The organism is Vulcanithermus mediatlanticus, from assembly GCF_055385885.1.
The window spans coordinates 909163-922804 of record NZ_AP042385.1; the positions used below are offsets into that span (position 1 = coordinate 909163).

Genomic DNA, 13642 nt, shown 5'->3' on the forward strand with positions numbered 1-13642 from the left:
GCGGTCCAAGACCGCATTTTTCATGATGCCGGCGCTGGCAGGCGCTGTCAACCCCGGAGTCGCTCGGCGGTCCTCGGGGTCAAGCTGAAAAGCCAGGCCCCGAGCAGCAAGAGTGCGCTGAAGGCGTAGGGCGCCTCCGGTCGCACAGCCTGGTAGAGCCCGGTTCCGAGGAGCGGCCCCACCATGCGTCCGAGGGCCTGGGCCGCGCTGTTGAGGCCGGCCACCGCGCCCTGTTCGTTCTCGCCCACCACCAGCGAGAGAGCCGCGGTGACCCCAGGCGAGGCCAGGCCTTGCCCCAGCCCCTGGAGCACCAGGGCCACGGCGAGCGCGAGGAAGGTTTGGGCGAAGAGGAAGACGACGAAGCCGGTCAGGGCGATCGGAATCCCGGCATAGAGCAAAAGGCGGGGCGGCCACTTAAAGCGGCGGATGAGAAAACCCTGGACGAACACCGCCACCAGGCCGTAGGCCACCAGGGCGATGGCGACCGCGCGGGCGGTGGCCTCGCCGCTCAGTGCCAGCTTGTCCTGGAAATAAAAGGCCACGGTGGTCTCCATGCCGACCGAGGCGAGGTTGATCGCGAATCCGATCAGCAGGAGAGGGAAGATGCGGGCGTCGGTGGCACGAAGCGGTGGCGGGGTCTGGACCTGGAGGTGGCGTTTGGGCTCGGGAAGGCTTCGCCACACGAAAAGGGCGTTGAGTAGGGCGAGCCCGGCCGAGAAGTAGACCGGCGCCAGCAGGTTGATCCGTGCCAGGGCGCCGCCGATGCCCGGGCCGACGATCACGCCGAGGCCAAAGGCGGCCCCGATGATGGCCATGCCCGCGGTGCGGTCGGCGCGGCCGGTGATGTCGGCCACGTAGGCCTGGGCGGTGGGGAGCGTGGCCGAGGAGAGCGTTCCCCCGATCAGGCGGGCCAGGAGCAACAGCACGAAGACGGCCCCGGTGCTCAGGAGGCCTTCGAGCCTGAGCTGGGCGAAGAAGGCGAAGAGGAAAAAGGAGATCGAGAATCCGGTGATCCCGATGAGGAGGACCGGTTTCCGCCCCAGCTGCTCGCTCTTCCTTCCCCAATAGGGGCTCATGAGGAACTGCATCAGGGCATAAGCGGTTGAGAAAAGCCCGGTCTGGAATTCGCTGAGACCGAGCTCCCGAGCCAGGGGTCCGAGGATGGGAAAGAGGATGGAAAGGCCGAGAATGCTGTTGAACAGCGTGACAAACAGGAGGCCCATCGCAGACATGGAACATACTTTAATACTTAAACTATTTTTTCGGAAGCCCCTCTCCGGTGTGGTGCGGCCGGCGCTGAGGGCGTAGGATGTGGGGGTCCGGGAGAACTCGGGACACATGCCCCTACCCACCCCATGGGGGGTGGGGATAGGGTGACGGCTGTGGACGAGGTGTCGTCCAGAGCGAAGGAGGTGTGAAGTTTATGGGGAGAAGGTCTTTGGTTTTCTTGCTGGGAGCGTTCTTGGGTTTGGCCCTGGCCCACGGTGGACCTGAAGTCGACGGCGTGATCAAAGCCGGTGAATATCAGCATTCCCTGAAGAGCGACATCGGGATGGAGATCTACTGGACGGTGTCCGATGGCTACCTCTACCTGGGTCTGAAGGCCCCCGGCAAGGGCTGGGTCGGCTTCGGCCTCGAGAGCATCGAGGGGCCCGGCGAGGGGGATGAGGGTCACGCCCACCCGGCGATGCTGGAATCCGATCTGCTCATGGCCTACGTGAAGGATGGAAAAGCCTACGCCGAGGATCTCTATGTGCCGGCGCCGGGCCAGCCCAAACTCGATACCGAGCTCGGTGGGACCAACGACATTGTGAAGGTCGCGGGTACTGAGGATGCGAACGGCACGACCGTCGAACTCGTGCGCAAGCTCAACACCGGCGACCGCTATGACGTGGCCCTCGACGGCGTGCTCGGCAAGGAGATCGGCATTATGATCGCCTATCACCCCACCGCGGACGATTTCCAGACCTACCACGGATCGAAGACGCGGGAGGATCTGGAGATCGAACTCGGCCAGTGACGCTTCGCGAGCTGGATTCGGCGGACAGGCCCTGCCTGTCCGCCTTTTTTGAATCCCTGGCTGAGGTGCATAAGGGCCGGCGCGGGGTGGTTCGGGAATGTCTCCGGGCGAGGGCGGGGGAGGTGTGTCAGAGTATCGGCATGGCGTTTTGGGTTTGGGTGGGTACGTTGGCTTTCGCTGCCGGGGGTGCCCTCGAGGGCGTCCGCCGGCGTTTCGATTTCGTCGGGGTTCTGCTCGTTGCCAGCATTACCGCCGTGGGCGGGGGGTCGGTACGCGATCTGGTCGTGGGTCGTCTCCCACCTCGCGCCCTCCTTGACGAGGGGATGCTGTGGGTCGTGGCGCTCACCGGCGCAGTGGTGTTCTTCCTCCCCCGAACCCTGGGGGCCTTCGAGCGGTACCTCTACTACATTGATACCCTCGGCCTTGGAGTTTTTGCCGCCCTGGGGGCGGCTGAGGGGCTCTCGTCAGGGCTCGGCTTTTGGGGGACGGTGTTCGCCGGAACCGTGAGCGGGATCGGAGGCGGGGTGCTCCGTGATCTCCTTACCGGTCGGGTTCCGGGGGTCTTTTACCGGGCCGGAGACTTCTACGCCAGCGCCGCGGCTGCCGGATCAGCGGTCCTCTACCTTGCGGGCAGCGAGGCGGCGGTGCCATTGGCCGCGGTGACTGTCGTTTTGGTCCGGCTGCTGAGCCGGGTGCTGGGGCTCCGGTTGCCTCGGGCTCAGTAAGGAAGGCGGTGGGGTGTTGCTTCGGCAGCCTCGGCTGGATTCCGCCAACCACACCTGCCGGTTTTCGACGCTGACATGGTCCACCCCATCGCCGAGACGCGCAGGGTCACAGAAAGGGGGGGTGGTTGGACGCGCTGACCGATGACACCCTCTGAACCCGGACAGACACATGTGAGACCGAATCGATAAGAATGTGGGGACCACTCCAGGAGAGAGGAGGTCCCCACGTATGCAGCTTACAACGGTTGGCCGGGAGGTATGGAGGGGGGCGAGGAAAGCCCAGGTGCTCCAGGAGGCTGGAGCGGGCGACCCCACGGTCCAAGACCGTCTGCGAAAGCTCAAACAAGTCGAGGCGTTCCGGAAACACAAGGTGGGCTGGTCCGAGATCCAGTCCCTGGTGGGAATCAGCCGAGCCACCTACTACCGCTGGAAAAAGCGACTCAGGGAAGAAGGCCTCAAAGGCCTTGGGCCCAGATCCAAACGCCCAAGGCGGTTGCGACGAAAGCTCCACTGGACGCCCGAACTTCTCATTGCGATTGAAACTTTGAGGAAGCAAAACCCCACCTGGGGCCGCTGGCCGATCTGGCTGGCCTTGGGGAAGCAAGGCTTTGGGGTTAGCGAACGCACCGTGGGCCGCATCCTGGCCCACCTGGGAGCGCACCGTCGTGTTGAAAGCGTGGCCGCCTTCCTGGCCCGGGCGAGACGGGGGAAGGTGAAGCGAAGGCCCAGGCGCCCCTACGCCAGGAGGAAACCCAAAAGCTACGTCGCCTCCTCACCCGGCGACCTGGTTCAGGTGGACACCCTTACCGTGACCCTAGGACCCGGGGAGGTCGTCAAGCATTTTTCGGCGGTAGACCTTTACACCCGCTTTTCCCTGGCCGAGGTGCACACCCGGGCCACGGCCAACCTAGCAGCTGGCTTTCTGGCCCACCTCATCACCCAGGCCCCCTTTCCCGTCAGGGCCATTCAGGTGGACGGTGGCAGCGAGTTCATGGCCGAGTTTGAGGAAACTTGCCAACGTTTGGGTATCGAGCTCTTCGTGCTGCCCCCGAGAAGTCCCAAGCTCAATGGCCACGTGGAGCGGATGCAGCGGACCTTCAGGGAGGAGTTTTACACCCGGCCGTTGCCTTCCCGGATCCCCGAGCTCCAAAGGGAGCTCGACGCCTATCTGGACTACTACAACCGCAGGAGGCCCCATCGTGCGCTCAACGGCCTTGCGCCTCTTGAGTTCCTGGCTAGAATGCAAGCGGAGTCGGTCCCCAAAAGAGTCTCAGATGTGTTGACCGATTACACCCTCTTGACAGTTTTCTTTCCCGGTGGTAATTTTATCTTTGCGTCCTACGGGGCGTGGGGGACCATGACAAGCGGGCAGAGCGAGTGAAGCAGTGAATGAGGGTCAAGGTATTAAGGGCGCACGGTGGATGCCTTGGCACCCGAGCCGATGAAGGACGTGGCTACCTGCGAAAAGCCAGGGGGAGCTGGTAGCGAGCGTTGATCCCTGGATGTCCGAATGGGGGAACCCGGCCGGTGGGAACACCGGTCACCGTCACGGATGTGGCGGGGGGAACCTGGGGAACTGAAACATCTCAGTACCCAGAGGAGAGGAAAGAGAAAGTCGACTCCCTGAGTAGCGGCGAGCGAAAGGGGAAGAGCCTAAACCGGCGTGCTTGCGCGCCGGGGTTGTGGGGCGCGACTGGGGCTTTGTCCCGGGGAGTGTTTTCATCTAGCCGAACCCTACTGGAAAGGGGGGCCGGAGAAGGTGAGAGCCCTGTAGGCGAAAGGTGGGGGCGCTCTCTGGGTCGCGTACCCGAGTACCCTGTGGTTCGTGGAGCCATGGGGGAATCTAGGCGGACCACCGCCTAAGGCTAAGTACTCCGGGTGACCGATAGTGGACCAGTACCGTGAGGGAAAGGTGAAAAGAACCCCGGGAGGGGAGTGAAATAGAGCCTGAAACCGTGCGCTTACGAGCAATCACGGCGTAGGCGGTTAGCCTATGTTGTGGTGTGCCTCTTGAAGCATGAGCCGGCGACTTGCGACACCTGGCGAGGTTAAGCCGAGAGGCGAAGCCGGAGGGAAACCGAGTCTGAAAGGGCGCGAGTCAGGTGTTGCAGACCCGAAACCAGGCGAGCTAGCCCTGGCCAGGCTGAAGCTGGGGTGAGACCCAGTGGAGGGCCGAACCGGTGGGGGATGAAAACCCTTCGGATGAGCTGGGGTTAGGAGTGAAAAGCTAACCGAGCCTGGAGATAGCTGGTTCTCCCCGAAATGACTTTAGGGTCAGCCTCAGGGGTTAACTCGTGTCTGTAAAGCACTGCTAGGGCTAGGGGGCCCACCAGCCTACCAAACCCTGGCAAACTCAGAAGGGTACGAGTTGGACCCTGGGAGTGAGGGCGCGAGCGATAACGTCCGTGTCCGAGACGGGAACAACCGAGACCGCCAGCTAAGGTCCCGGAGGCTAGGCTAAGTGGGGAAGGATGTAGGGTTGCTGAGACAGCCAGGATGTTGGCTTAGAAGCAGCCATCATTTAAAGAGTGCGTAATAGCTCACTGGTCGAGTGACCCTGCGCCGAAAATGAGCGGGGCTTAAGCCTAGGGCCGAAGCTGCGGACTCAGAGGTTTAACCTTTGAGTGGTAGGGGAGCGTTCCCGAGGTCTGTGAAGGCGGGCTGCGAGGTCTGCTGGAGGCAAGGGAAGTGAGAATGCCGGCATGAGTAACGAGAAGTGGGGTGAGAATCCCCACCGCCGAAAGCCCAAGGGTTCCTACGCAACGTTCGTCGGCGTAGGGTTAGGCGGGGCCTAAGGTGTAGCCGAGAGGCGAAGCCGAAGGGAAGCCGGTTAATATTCCGGCCCCACTCCACTGGAGCGATGGGGGGACGTCCTAGGCTAGGCGGACCGGAGCCATGGCTGAGCCCGGCGGCCTGTTTGGGGGCGGTGTGCAGGCAAATCCGCACGCCGAGAGCTCGCGGCAGGTCGGGAAGCCCTTAGGGGTGACAACCCGCTGAGGCCAGGGGGCCGAGAAAAGCCTCTAAGCGATGAAGGTGGAGTGCCCGTACCGGAAACCGACACAGGTGGGCGGGTGTAAGGGCACCAAGGCGCGCGGGAGAACCCTCGCCAAGGAACTCTGCAAGTTAGCCCCGTAACTTCGGGAGAAGGGGTGCTGCGCTAGGGTGATGAGCCCGAGGCAGCCGCAGTGAATAGGCTCTGGCGACTGTTTACCAAAAACACAGCTCTCTGCGAACACGTAAGTGGACGTATAGGGAGCGACGCTTGCCCGGTGCCGGAAGGTCAAGGGGAGGGGTGAGAGCCCTGAACCGAAGCCCCGGTGAACGGCGGCCGTAACTATAACGGTCCTAAGGTAGCGAAATTCCTTGTCGGGTAAGTTCCGACCTGCACGAAAAGCGTAACGACCGGAGCGCTGTCTCGGCGAGGGGCCCGGTGAAATTGAACTGGCCGTATAGATGCGGCCTACCCGTGGCAGGACGAAAAGACCCCGTGGAGCTTTACTGCAGCCTGGTGTTGGTCTTTGGGCATCTCTGTGTAGGATAGGTGGGAGCCTGTGAAGCCAGCTCGCCAGGGCTGGTGGAGGCGTCGGTGAAATACCACCCTGAGATGTCTGGAGGCCTAACCCCATTTTTGGGGGACAGCGCTTGGTGGGCAGTTTGACTGGGGCGGTCGCCTCCCAAAGTGTAACGGAGGCGCCCAAAGGTTCCCTCAGGCGGGACGGAAATCCGCTGGAGAGCGCAAGGGTAGAAGGGAGCCTAACAGCGAGGCTGACAAGCCGAGCTGGGACGAAAGTCGGGCCTAGTGAACCGGTGGTTCTGTGTGGAAGGGCCATCGATCAACGGATAAAAGTTACCCCGGGGATAACAGGCTGATCTCCCCCGAGCGTCCACAGCGGCGGGGAGGTTTGGCACCTCGATGTCGGCTCGTCGCATCCTGGGGCTGAAGAAGGTCCCAAGGGTTGGGCTGTTCGCCCATTAAAGCGGCACGCGAGCTGGGTTCAGAACGTCGTGAGACAGTTCGGTCTCTATCCGCCACGGGCGCAGGAGGCTTGAGGGGGTCTGCTCCTAGTACGAGAGGACCGGAGTGGACGCACTGCTGGTATTCCAGCTGTCCATCCAGGGGCATGAGCTGGGTAGCCAAGTGCGGGAGGGATAACCGCTGAAAGCATCTAAGCGGGAAGCCTGCCCCGAGATGAGGCCTCCCACGGCGTGAAGCCGGTAAGGACCCCGGGAGACGACCGGGTAGATAGGCCGGGGGTGTAAGCGTCGCGAGGCGTTGAGCCGACCGGTCCTAATGGTCCGAGGCCTTGACCGCTAAGCACTCAAGGGTAAGCTCTGCCCGCTTATGGTCTCCGGAGGCATTTGAAAGGGAGAAAGGGAGACACCCCCCGTGCCCAGAGCGGCGTGGAACCACCCGTACCCATACCGAACACGGAAGTGAAACGCGCCAGCGCCGATGGTACTGGACGGGCGACCGTCTGGGAGAGTAGGTCGGTGCGGGGGGTTTTTGATTGCGGGAGTAGCTCAGTTGGTAGAGCATCTGCTTGCCATGCAGAGGGTCGCGGGTTCGAGTCCCGTCTCCCGCTCCAAAGCCGCCCCCCGGGATTTCCGGGGGGCTTTCCCTTTCCCTACCTCAGGTGGGACCGGAAAAAGGCCAGGGCTTCGGTATAGAAGTCCTCGATCGTCGACGGATCGCGCCAGCCGTGACCTTCCTCGGGGTAGTGCTTGTATCGGTGCGGGGTGCCGTTTTCGCGGAGGATTCGCACCAGCGCCTCGGCGTGCTCGGGAACGACGACCTTGTCGTTGCCACCCTGGAAGACGTAGAGAGGGTCGCGAATTCGATGCGCGTGATGGAGAGGCGAGCGTTCGCGATAGGCTGAGGCTGCTTGGGGAAGAGGGCCGACCAGCTTGTCGGTGTATCGCGACTCGAACTTGTGGGTGTCTTGGGCCAGCATGAAGAGATCGGTGACGCCGAAGAAGCTGACGCCAGCCCGGTAAACGCCCGGGTGGGAGGCCAGGGTCATGAGCACCGTGTAACCACCGGCGCTGCCGCCCATGATCCCGAGGCGCGCGGGATCGGCGCGACCAGATTCGGCGAGAAAGCGCGCCGCGGCGATGGCGTCCTCAACGTCGACCTCACCCCAGTGACCGTAGAGGGCCTCGCGGTAGCTCCGCCCGTAGCCGGTTGAACCCCGGTAGTTGAGCTCGAGGTAGGCGAACCCCTGGCTGGCGAAGAACTGGGCCTGGAGATTGAAGGCGTGGGTGCGCTGGCTGGTCGGTCCCCCGTGGACGCTGACCACGGCAGGAGGGCGTGGCTGGCCTGAGGTCGGCGGGTAGTAGATGGCTTCAACCCAGGCCCCGCCAGCGCTCTGGAAGCGGACCGCTTCCCCTGGGGAAAAGGGTCCCGGGAGGTGGGGGGTGCCATAGGCGATGACCTTGAAGGCTTGCCCGTCGTAGGTAATGACACTTTCCGGCCGGTCGGGGGCGCTGGCGATGGCGACGAGCCGCTTCTCGTCGCCATCGAGGCTCGAGAACCAGCTGTAGCCACCCGAAGGAAGCTCTGTCTTCTGGCCGCGCTCCACGTTGATCTTCCAGAGCCGGGCCTGCCCGCGGTCGTTCTCTCGCAGGTAGAGGAAGCCGCCCGGGCCAAAGGCCATGACCCGCAGGCCCTGAGCCCAGGCGGGGTCGATGAGGCTCAGGGCTTCATGGAGCACCGCCCGCCGGCCGCTTTGGAGGTCGAGTCGGACCAGACGGTCCCCTTCCTCGCCGCTGGGGTTTTCGAGCCAGAGTAGGAATCGCCCGTCAGGGCTGAAGCTGGGTTGAAATACCGCCGTGCTGTCGTCCCCGGCGACGACTCTGGCGTTTCGGGTTTGTCCCTCGAGGACCTCGGCCAGGACCAGGCGAGACCCATCCCAGGGCATGTTGGGCAGGTCCCATTCGATCCAGGCCAGGTCGGTCCCCGAGGGGTTCCAGGTGGGCTGCATGTAAAAACTGGCGCCCCGGGCCAGGACTTTGGGCCACTCGCTTCCATCGGCGGGAACGAGGGCCAGCACATCTTCGCCGTCGTCGCTGGCATGGACGTAGGCCACCCAGGGTTCTCGGGGGTGCGGCGTTGGGTCGGCTGAGGCTCCAAATGCCGGGGTGATGGGGCGGGGGGCAGCGAGCGTCTGACGGTCGCTGCGAAAGATCCGCTGCTGGGAGACAAAGTAGATTGCCTCGTGGCTGAGGCCAAAAGCGCCGCCACCGTAACCCACCTCGCCGCCGAGGGGGTGGTGGGGAAAGAGTGTGAGGGGGGCTTCGCGCAGGGTGACGAGGTGGGTTTTGCCGGCAAGCTTTTCGGTCCAGAAGATGCCTTCTCGGCAGCGGACTTCGTTGTGATGCGTGAGCCTCGGCAGGGCCAGATCCTTTGCGGTGATCGACATGCCTCAGTCTTACACCGAATCGGTGGGATCCGGTGTCAGGAGGGGACGAACGGCGTAGACCAGCGGCAAAAGGGCGAGGCTCAGGGCGAATTTAAAGAGGATCTGGCCGAGCATCATGTTGAGGAGCGGGGCGCCGGTGCCGGCAAAGGCCAGGGTGATGAAGATGGCGGTGTCCAGGAGCACGGCCAGGGCGTTCGAGCTCGTGACCTTGGCCAGGATGCTGCCCCGGACGCGTTCGAAGATCCAGGTGTTGGCGAGCTGGGCCAGGAGATAGGCGCTGAGGCTTGCGACCACGACCCGCGCGCTTTGGCCGAAGACCTGGGCGTAAGCCTCACCGCTGAACCAGGCGGGTGCGGGGAGGGCGAGAACGAAGAGGCCGTAGAGGGCCAGCAGCGCGTTGGCTAAAAACCCGCCCCAGACCACCCCCCGCGCGGCGGCGTAGCCCCCGGCGGTGTGGATGGCGTCGCGAAGGGTGAAGGTCAAGGAGTAGAGGAAGATGGCCCCGGGAAGGACCAGGGGGCCGATTTGAACGAGCCTGCCGGCGGTGGCGTTCGAGACGACTTCGGCCGCGATGTAGAGGCTGGTGAGGACGACCAGCACTTGGAGGCGTTTCACGATCACGAGGATAGCGTATGGCGTGCGGGGTTCAAGGGGCGATTGTGAGCCACGCTTCGCTTTCGCGCAGCATGCGGGCTTTCTCCGCTTCGCTCCAGCCCTTTTCCTGTGCCATGAGCTCGGTGACCCGGGGGAGGGCTTTGAGGGCTGCCTTTTGGTTGAGGAAGGCGATCCGGGTGCGCCGCTCCAAGATGTCAAGGGGGTGTTCGGCGAGCTCGTGTCTGGCGGACCACACCACTTCGGCCTCGAGGTGGGGGAACCCCTCGACGAGCGGCGCGAGGAGGCCCTCCTCACGGGCCAGGGCCAGGACTTGCAAAGCTTGGTCGCCGTAGGTGTGGTAGAGGTGCTCGGCCACCTCGGGGCTGGGGGCGGCGCGCTCGAGCTGGGCCAGGTCCAGCGACTCGATCTTGCCCCCTTTGAGGGGCAGGGCCTGGGTCTGGCTGGGGGGAAGCCCCAGGTTCCGGGTGCGGTTCAGGTGGTCGACCACATCGAGCGCCATTTTGCGGTAGGTGGTCCACTTGCCCCCTGCGATGGTGACCAGGCCGGAGGAGGACTCGACGATGACGTGGTCCCTTGCCAGCTTGGCCGTGTCCTGGGCCCGGGGGTCTTTGACCAGGGGCCTGAGGCCCGACCAGGCCGAGCGCACCTCGTCCTCGGTGACGTCGATGGCGAAGTGTTTTTTCAGATGGCGCAGGATGTAGGTCACCTCGGCCTCGGTGGGCCTTGGGTGCTCGGTGGGCGCGGCCGGTTCGTCGGTGGTCCCCACCAGGGTGTGGCCGTGCCAGGGGAGGACGAAGAGGACGCGGCCGTCCTCGGTTCGGGGGATGAGCAGGCCCGTTTCGGGGGGTGCGTACTTGCCGGGCAGCACCAGGTGCACCCCGGAGCTGGTGGCGAGCATGGGGGGCGCTTCCGGGTCGTCGAGTCGGCGAATGCGGTCGGTAAAGGGGCCGGTGGCGTTGACGATCATGCGGGCGCGGGTGGCAAAGAGATCGCCGCTGAGGCGGTCGCGGATCTCGGCCCCGACCACCTTCCCCCCTTCCTTGATGAACCCCGTGACCTCGGCGTGGTTGATCGCGACGGCGCCCTTTTGCAGCGCCGTGAGCACCAGGGCCACGTTCATGCGGGCGTCGTCGAACTGCCCGTCGGCGTACACCACGCCCCCTTTGAGGCCTTCGGCCTTGAGCTGGGGAAAGCGCCTGAGCGCTTCCTGTTTGGGGAGGAAGTAGGCCTTCCCGAGCCGCTCCTTTCCGGCGAGCGCTTCGTAGAGCTTGAGGCCGGTCAGGAAGTAGGGGACCTCGATCGCCCGGTAGAGGGGCGTTAAGAGCTCGATCTTTCTCGCCAGGTGGGGGGCGATGCGCAAGAGGACGCTGCGTTCTTTGAGGGCATCCTTGACCAGGTTCCACTGCACCCGGTCGAGCCGCTTGATCGCGGCCTCGAGGTAGCGCACCCCACCGTGGATGAGCTTGGTCGATCGGGAAGAGGTCTGGGCCGAGAAATCGTACTTTTCGACCAGCAGGGTCTTGAGCCCGCGGCTGGCGGCGTCGAGCGCCACCCCGGCGCCGGTGGCGCCCCCGCCGATGACCAGGAGGTCGAAACGGTCTTCGGCTCTTTTGAGCAGGGATTTCCGGTCTAGGTCTGCCATTTTGCCCACCCCTTCGCTTTCTCGACCGCTTCCTTCCAGATCGCCCGCCCGCGCTGACGGCGATCGGGATCGGTGGAAGGCCGGAAGCGGCGCGCTTCCTTCCAGCGGTGGCTGACCGCCTCCAGGTCCAAAAGCCCCGCACCCACCGCCGCTGCCATCGCAGCGCCGAAGGCGGTGGTTTCGGTGTACTCCGGCCGGGCCACCTCGACCCCGAGCACGTCGGCCTGGATCTGCATGAGCAGGTCGTTTCGGGAGGCACCGCCGTCGACCCGGAGTTCACGGATCGGCTCCACCGCGGCCATGGCCTGGGTGGCATCGAGGGTCTGGTAGGCGATGGCCTCGAGGGCGGCCCGGGCGATGTGGGCGCGGGTGGTGCCGCGGGTGAGACCGATGATCAGCCCCCGGGCGTAGGGGTCCCAGTGGGGCGCGCCCAGGCCGGTGAGGGCCGGCACGAGGACGACGCCCCCGGTGTCCTCGACCTGGCGGGCCAGCGCCTCCACTGCCCGCGGGTGTTCGATGATCCCGAGGCCCTCGACCAGCCACTGGATCAGCGCCCCGGCCACGAAGATCGAGCCCTCGAGGGCATAGGCCACCTCCCCCTCGCGCCACCAGGCGAGGGTGGTGAGGACCCCTTCGGCCAGGGTGAACTCGGCGATGCGCATGACCACAAAGGCCCCGGTGCCGTAGGTGTTTTTGGCCATGCCAGGGGTGAAGGCGGCCTGGCCAAAGAGCGCGGCCTGCTGGTCGCCGAGCACGGCGGTGATGGGAATGGCCCTGCCGAAAAGCTCGGGCTTGGTGGTCCCGAACGCTCCGATCGAAGGCCGGACCTCGGGAAGCAGGCTTCGGGGAACGCCGAAGAGCTCGAGGAGCTGTTCGTCCCAGGCCAGAGACTTCAGGTCGAGGAGGAGGGTGCGCGAGGCGTTGGTGGCGTCGGTCAGGTGTTGCCCGGTAAGGTTTTCGAGCAGCCAGGCGTCGACGGTGCCGAAGGCCACCTCGCCGTTTTGGGCCCGCCTTTTGAGCTCGGGGTCTTCGTCGAGCCGCCAGGCGATCTTGGACGCCGAGAAGTAGGGGTCGAGGACCAGCCCGGTTTTGTCCCGGACCCAGGCCTCGTTGCCCGCCTGGCGCAGACGCTCGGTGAGGGGGGCGGTGCGTCGGTCCTGCCACACGATGGCGGGCCCCAGGGGTTTGCCGGTGGCTTTTTCCCAAAAAATGGTGGTTTCCCGCTGGTTGGTGATGCCAATGGCGGCAACCTTCCCGGGGTCGATCCCGGCCTTTTCCAGCGCGTCCTTCGCCGCGCGGAGCGTGGTCTCCCAGATCTCGGCCGGATCCTGTTCGACCCAGCCCGGCCGGGGGAAGCTGGGCTTTAAGGGGTGCTGGGCACTGGCCAGCGGGCGGCCCTCGAGGTCAAAGATCACCGCCCGGCTGGAGGTCGTGCCTTGATCGAGCGCGAGCAGGTATCCCATAACCTGATTATGCCCCGAGGCCGGGGTGTCGTTTGCCTGGGCCGCGGGGGTTGGGAAGGCCCTTTAGAAGTTCGGTAGTATTGAGAAACAATGAAGCTCCCAACGCTCTTTGCCAGTGTCCGCGAGCTGGAAGCGGAGATCGACCTCTACTTCGACCACGTCCTCGAGGCGGGGCTCGTTTTCACCCGGGCCATCGAGTCCTTCGTACGCCAGGGCGTGGGTCCGGAGTTCGAGGGCTACATCGAGCAGATCACCCGGGTCGAGGAGGACGGCGACCGCCTCAGGCGCGAGATCGAGGCCAAGATGACCGTGCACACCCTCATTCCCGAGCTCCGGGAGGACGTGCTCAGCCTCATCGAGCAGGTCGATCAGGTGACCAACCGCTACGAGGAGTCGGTCTACGCCTTCTACGTCCAGCAACCGGACCTGGGCGAGCTTGGCGAGGGCATCTTGGAGCTTGCCCAGCGGGCGGTGGCCACCGCCGAGGAGATGGTCAAAGCGGCGCGGGCGTTCTTCCGCGACCTGCACGCGGTGCGCGACCACGTGAAAAAGGTCCAGTTTTTCGAATCCGAAGCGGACAAGGTGGCCACCCGGATCGGGCGCAAGCTGTTTTCGAGCGACATGGACTTGGCCCGGAAACTCCACCTCTCGCAATTCATCGAGCGCATCGACGACGTTGCCGATACCTCCGAAGACATCTGCGACGAACTTTCGATTCTGACCATCAAACGCATGGTGTGATCCTTGCGGGCTGAGCT

Annotated in this window: 9 protein-coding genes, 1 tRNA gene and 2 rRNA genes; 7 read left to right on the forward strand and 5 right to left on the reverse strand. The window is 64.5% G+C overall.

Features of this window, described 5'->3' with window-relative positions; all coding sequences use genetic code 11:
• Positions 1 to 47 precede the first annotated feature (47 nt).
• Positions 48 to 1232, reverse strand: coding sequence for an MFS transporter (locus ACZ5BT_RS05600; protein ID WP_464885625.1), 1185 nt, complete (start codon positions 1230 to 1232; stop codon positions 48 to 50).
• 191 nt (positions 1233 to 1423) lie between these two features.
• Here ACZ5BT_RS05600 and ACZ5BT_RS05605 point away from each other — a divergent pair, with 191 nt between their 5' ends.
• The 6 genes from ACZ5BT_RS05605 to ACZ5BT_RS05630 all read left to right on the forward strand — a co-directional run bounded on the left by ACZ5BT_RS05605 (position 1424) and on the right by ACZ5BT_RS05630 (position 7331).
• Complete coding sequence (locus ACZ5BT_RS05605) at positions 1424 to 2020, forward strand: DOMON domain-containing protein (RefSeq protein ID WP_464885626.1); 597 nt, start codon at positions 1424 to 1426, stop codon at positions 2018 to 2020.
• Positions 2021 to 2160: 140 nt separating this feature from the next.
• Positions 2161 to 2745, forward strand: coding sequence for a trimeric intracellular cation channel family protein (locus tag ACZ5BT_RS05610; RefSeq protein ID WP_464885627.1), 585 nt, complete (start codon positions 2161 to 2163; stop codon positions 2743 to 2745).
• Between the two features lie 229 nt (positions 2746 to 2974).
• A complete protein-coding gene (locus tag ACZ5BT_RS05615; RefSeq protein WP_464885628.1) occupies positions 2975 to 4126 on the forward strand; it encodes an integrase core domain-containing protein in 1152 nt (383 codons plus the stop codon).
• 13 nt (positions 4127 to 4139) lie between these two features.
• Positions 4140 to 7057 (forward strand): 23S ribosomal RNA (locus ACZ5BT_RS05620).
• Positions 7058 to 7128: 71 nt separating this feature from the next.
• Positions 7129 to 7245, forward strand: a 5S ribosomal RNA gene (rrf, locus tag ACZ5BT_RS05625).
• 10 nt (positions 7246 to 7255) lie between these two features.
• Positions 7256 to 7331, forward strand: a tRNA-Gly gene (locus tag ACZ5BT_RS05630).
• A gap of 39 nt (positions 7332 to 7370) precedes the next feature.
• Here the strand turns inward: ACZ5BT_RS05630 and ACZ5BT_RS05635 are convergent.
• From ACZ5BT_RS05635 to glpK, 4 genes are read right to left on the reverse strand one after another with little or no spacing between them, the layout of a single operon-like run.
• The gene (locus ACZ5BT_RS05635) at positions 7371 to 9164 is read right to left on the reverse strand and encodes a S9 family peptidase (RefSeq protein WP_464885629.1); all 1794 of its coding nucleotides are present in this window, start codon (positions 9162 to 9164) and stop codon (positions 7371 to 7373) included.
• A gap of 9 nt (positions 9165 to 9173) precedes the next feature.
• Complete coding sequence (locus tag ACZ5BT_RS05640; RefSeq protein ID WP_464885630.1) at positions 9174 to 9779, reverse strand: queuosine precursor transporter; 606 nt, start codon at positions 9777 to 9779, stop codon at positions 9174 to 9176.
• A gap of 31 nt (positions 9780 to 9810) precedes the next feature.
• A complete protein-coding gene (locus ACZ5BT_RS05645) occupies positions 9811 to 11421 on the reverse strand; it encodes a glycerol-3-phosphate dehydrogenase/oxidase (RefSeq protein WP_464885631.1) in 1611 nt (536 codons plus the stop codon).
• Positions 11409 to 12884, reverse strand: coding sequence for a glycerol kinase GlpK (gene glpK, locus ACZ5BT_RS05650; protein WP_464885632.1), 1476 nt, complete (start codon positions 12882 to 12884; stop codon positions 11409 to 11411). The genes ACZ5BT_RS05645 and glpK overlap by 13 nt, the downstream gene beginning before the upstream one ends.
• A gap of 90 nt (positions 12885 to 12974) precedes the next feature.
• On the opposite strand from glpK, the gene ACZ5BT_RS05655 reads away from it, so the two are divergent.
• Entirely contained in the window at positions 12975 to 13625 is a 651-nt protein-coding gene (locus tag ACZ5BT_RS05655) for a DUF47 domain-containing protein (RefSeq protein ID WP_464885633.1), read from the forward strand.
• Positions 13626 to 13642: the final 17 nt, after the last annotated feature.

What these genes read in the sequence shown, in the direction of transcription:
- ACZ5BT_RS05600 (WP_464885625.1), bottom strand. Translation starts at nt 1,232, where the DNA reads ATGTCTGCGATGGGCCTCCTGTTTGTCACGCTGTTCAACAGCATTCTC.
- ACZ5BT_RS05605 (WP_464885626.1), top strand. Translation starts at nt 1,424, where the DNA reads ATGGGGAGAAGGTCTTTGGTTTTCTTGCTGGGAGCGTTCTTGGGTTTG.
- ACZ5BT_RS05610 (WP_464885627.1), top strand. Translation starts at nt 2,161, where the DNA reads ATGGCGTTTTGGGTTTGGGTGGGTACGTTGGCTTTCGCTGCCGGGGGT.
- ACZ5BT_RS05615 (WP_464885628.1), top strand. Translation starts at nt 2,975, where the DNA reads ATGCAGCTTACAACGGTTGGCCGGGAGGTATGGAGGGGGGCGAGGAAA.
- ACZ5BT_RS05635 (WP_464885629.1), bottom strand. Translation starts at nt 9,164, where the DNA reads ATGTCGATCACCGCAAAGGATCTGGCCCTGCCGAGGCTCACGCATCAC.
- ACZ5BT_RS05645 (WP_464885631.1), bottom strand. Translation starts at nt 11,421, where the DNA reads ATGGCAGACCTAGACCGGAAATCCCTGCTCAAAAGAGCCGAAGACCGT.
- glpK (WP_464885632.1), bottom strand. Translation starts at nt 12,884, where the DNA reads ATGGGATACCTGCTCGCGCTCGATCAAGGCACGACCTCCAGCCGGGCG.
- ACZ5BT_RS05655 (WP_464885633.1), top strand. Translation starts at nt 12,975, where the DNA reads ATGAAGCTCCCAACGCTCTTTGCCAGTGTCCGCGAGCTGGAAGCGGAG.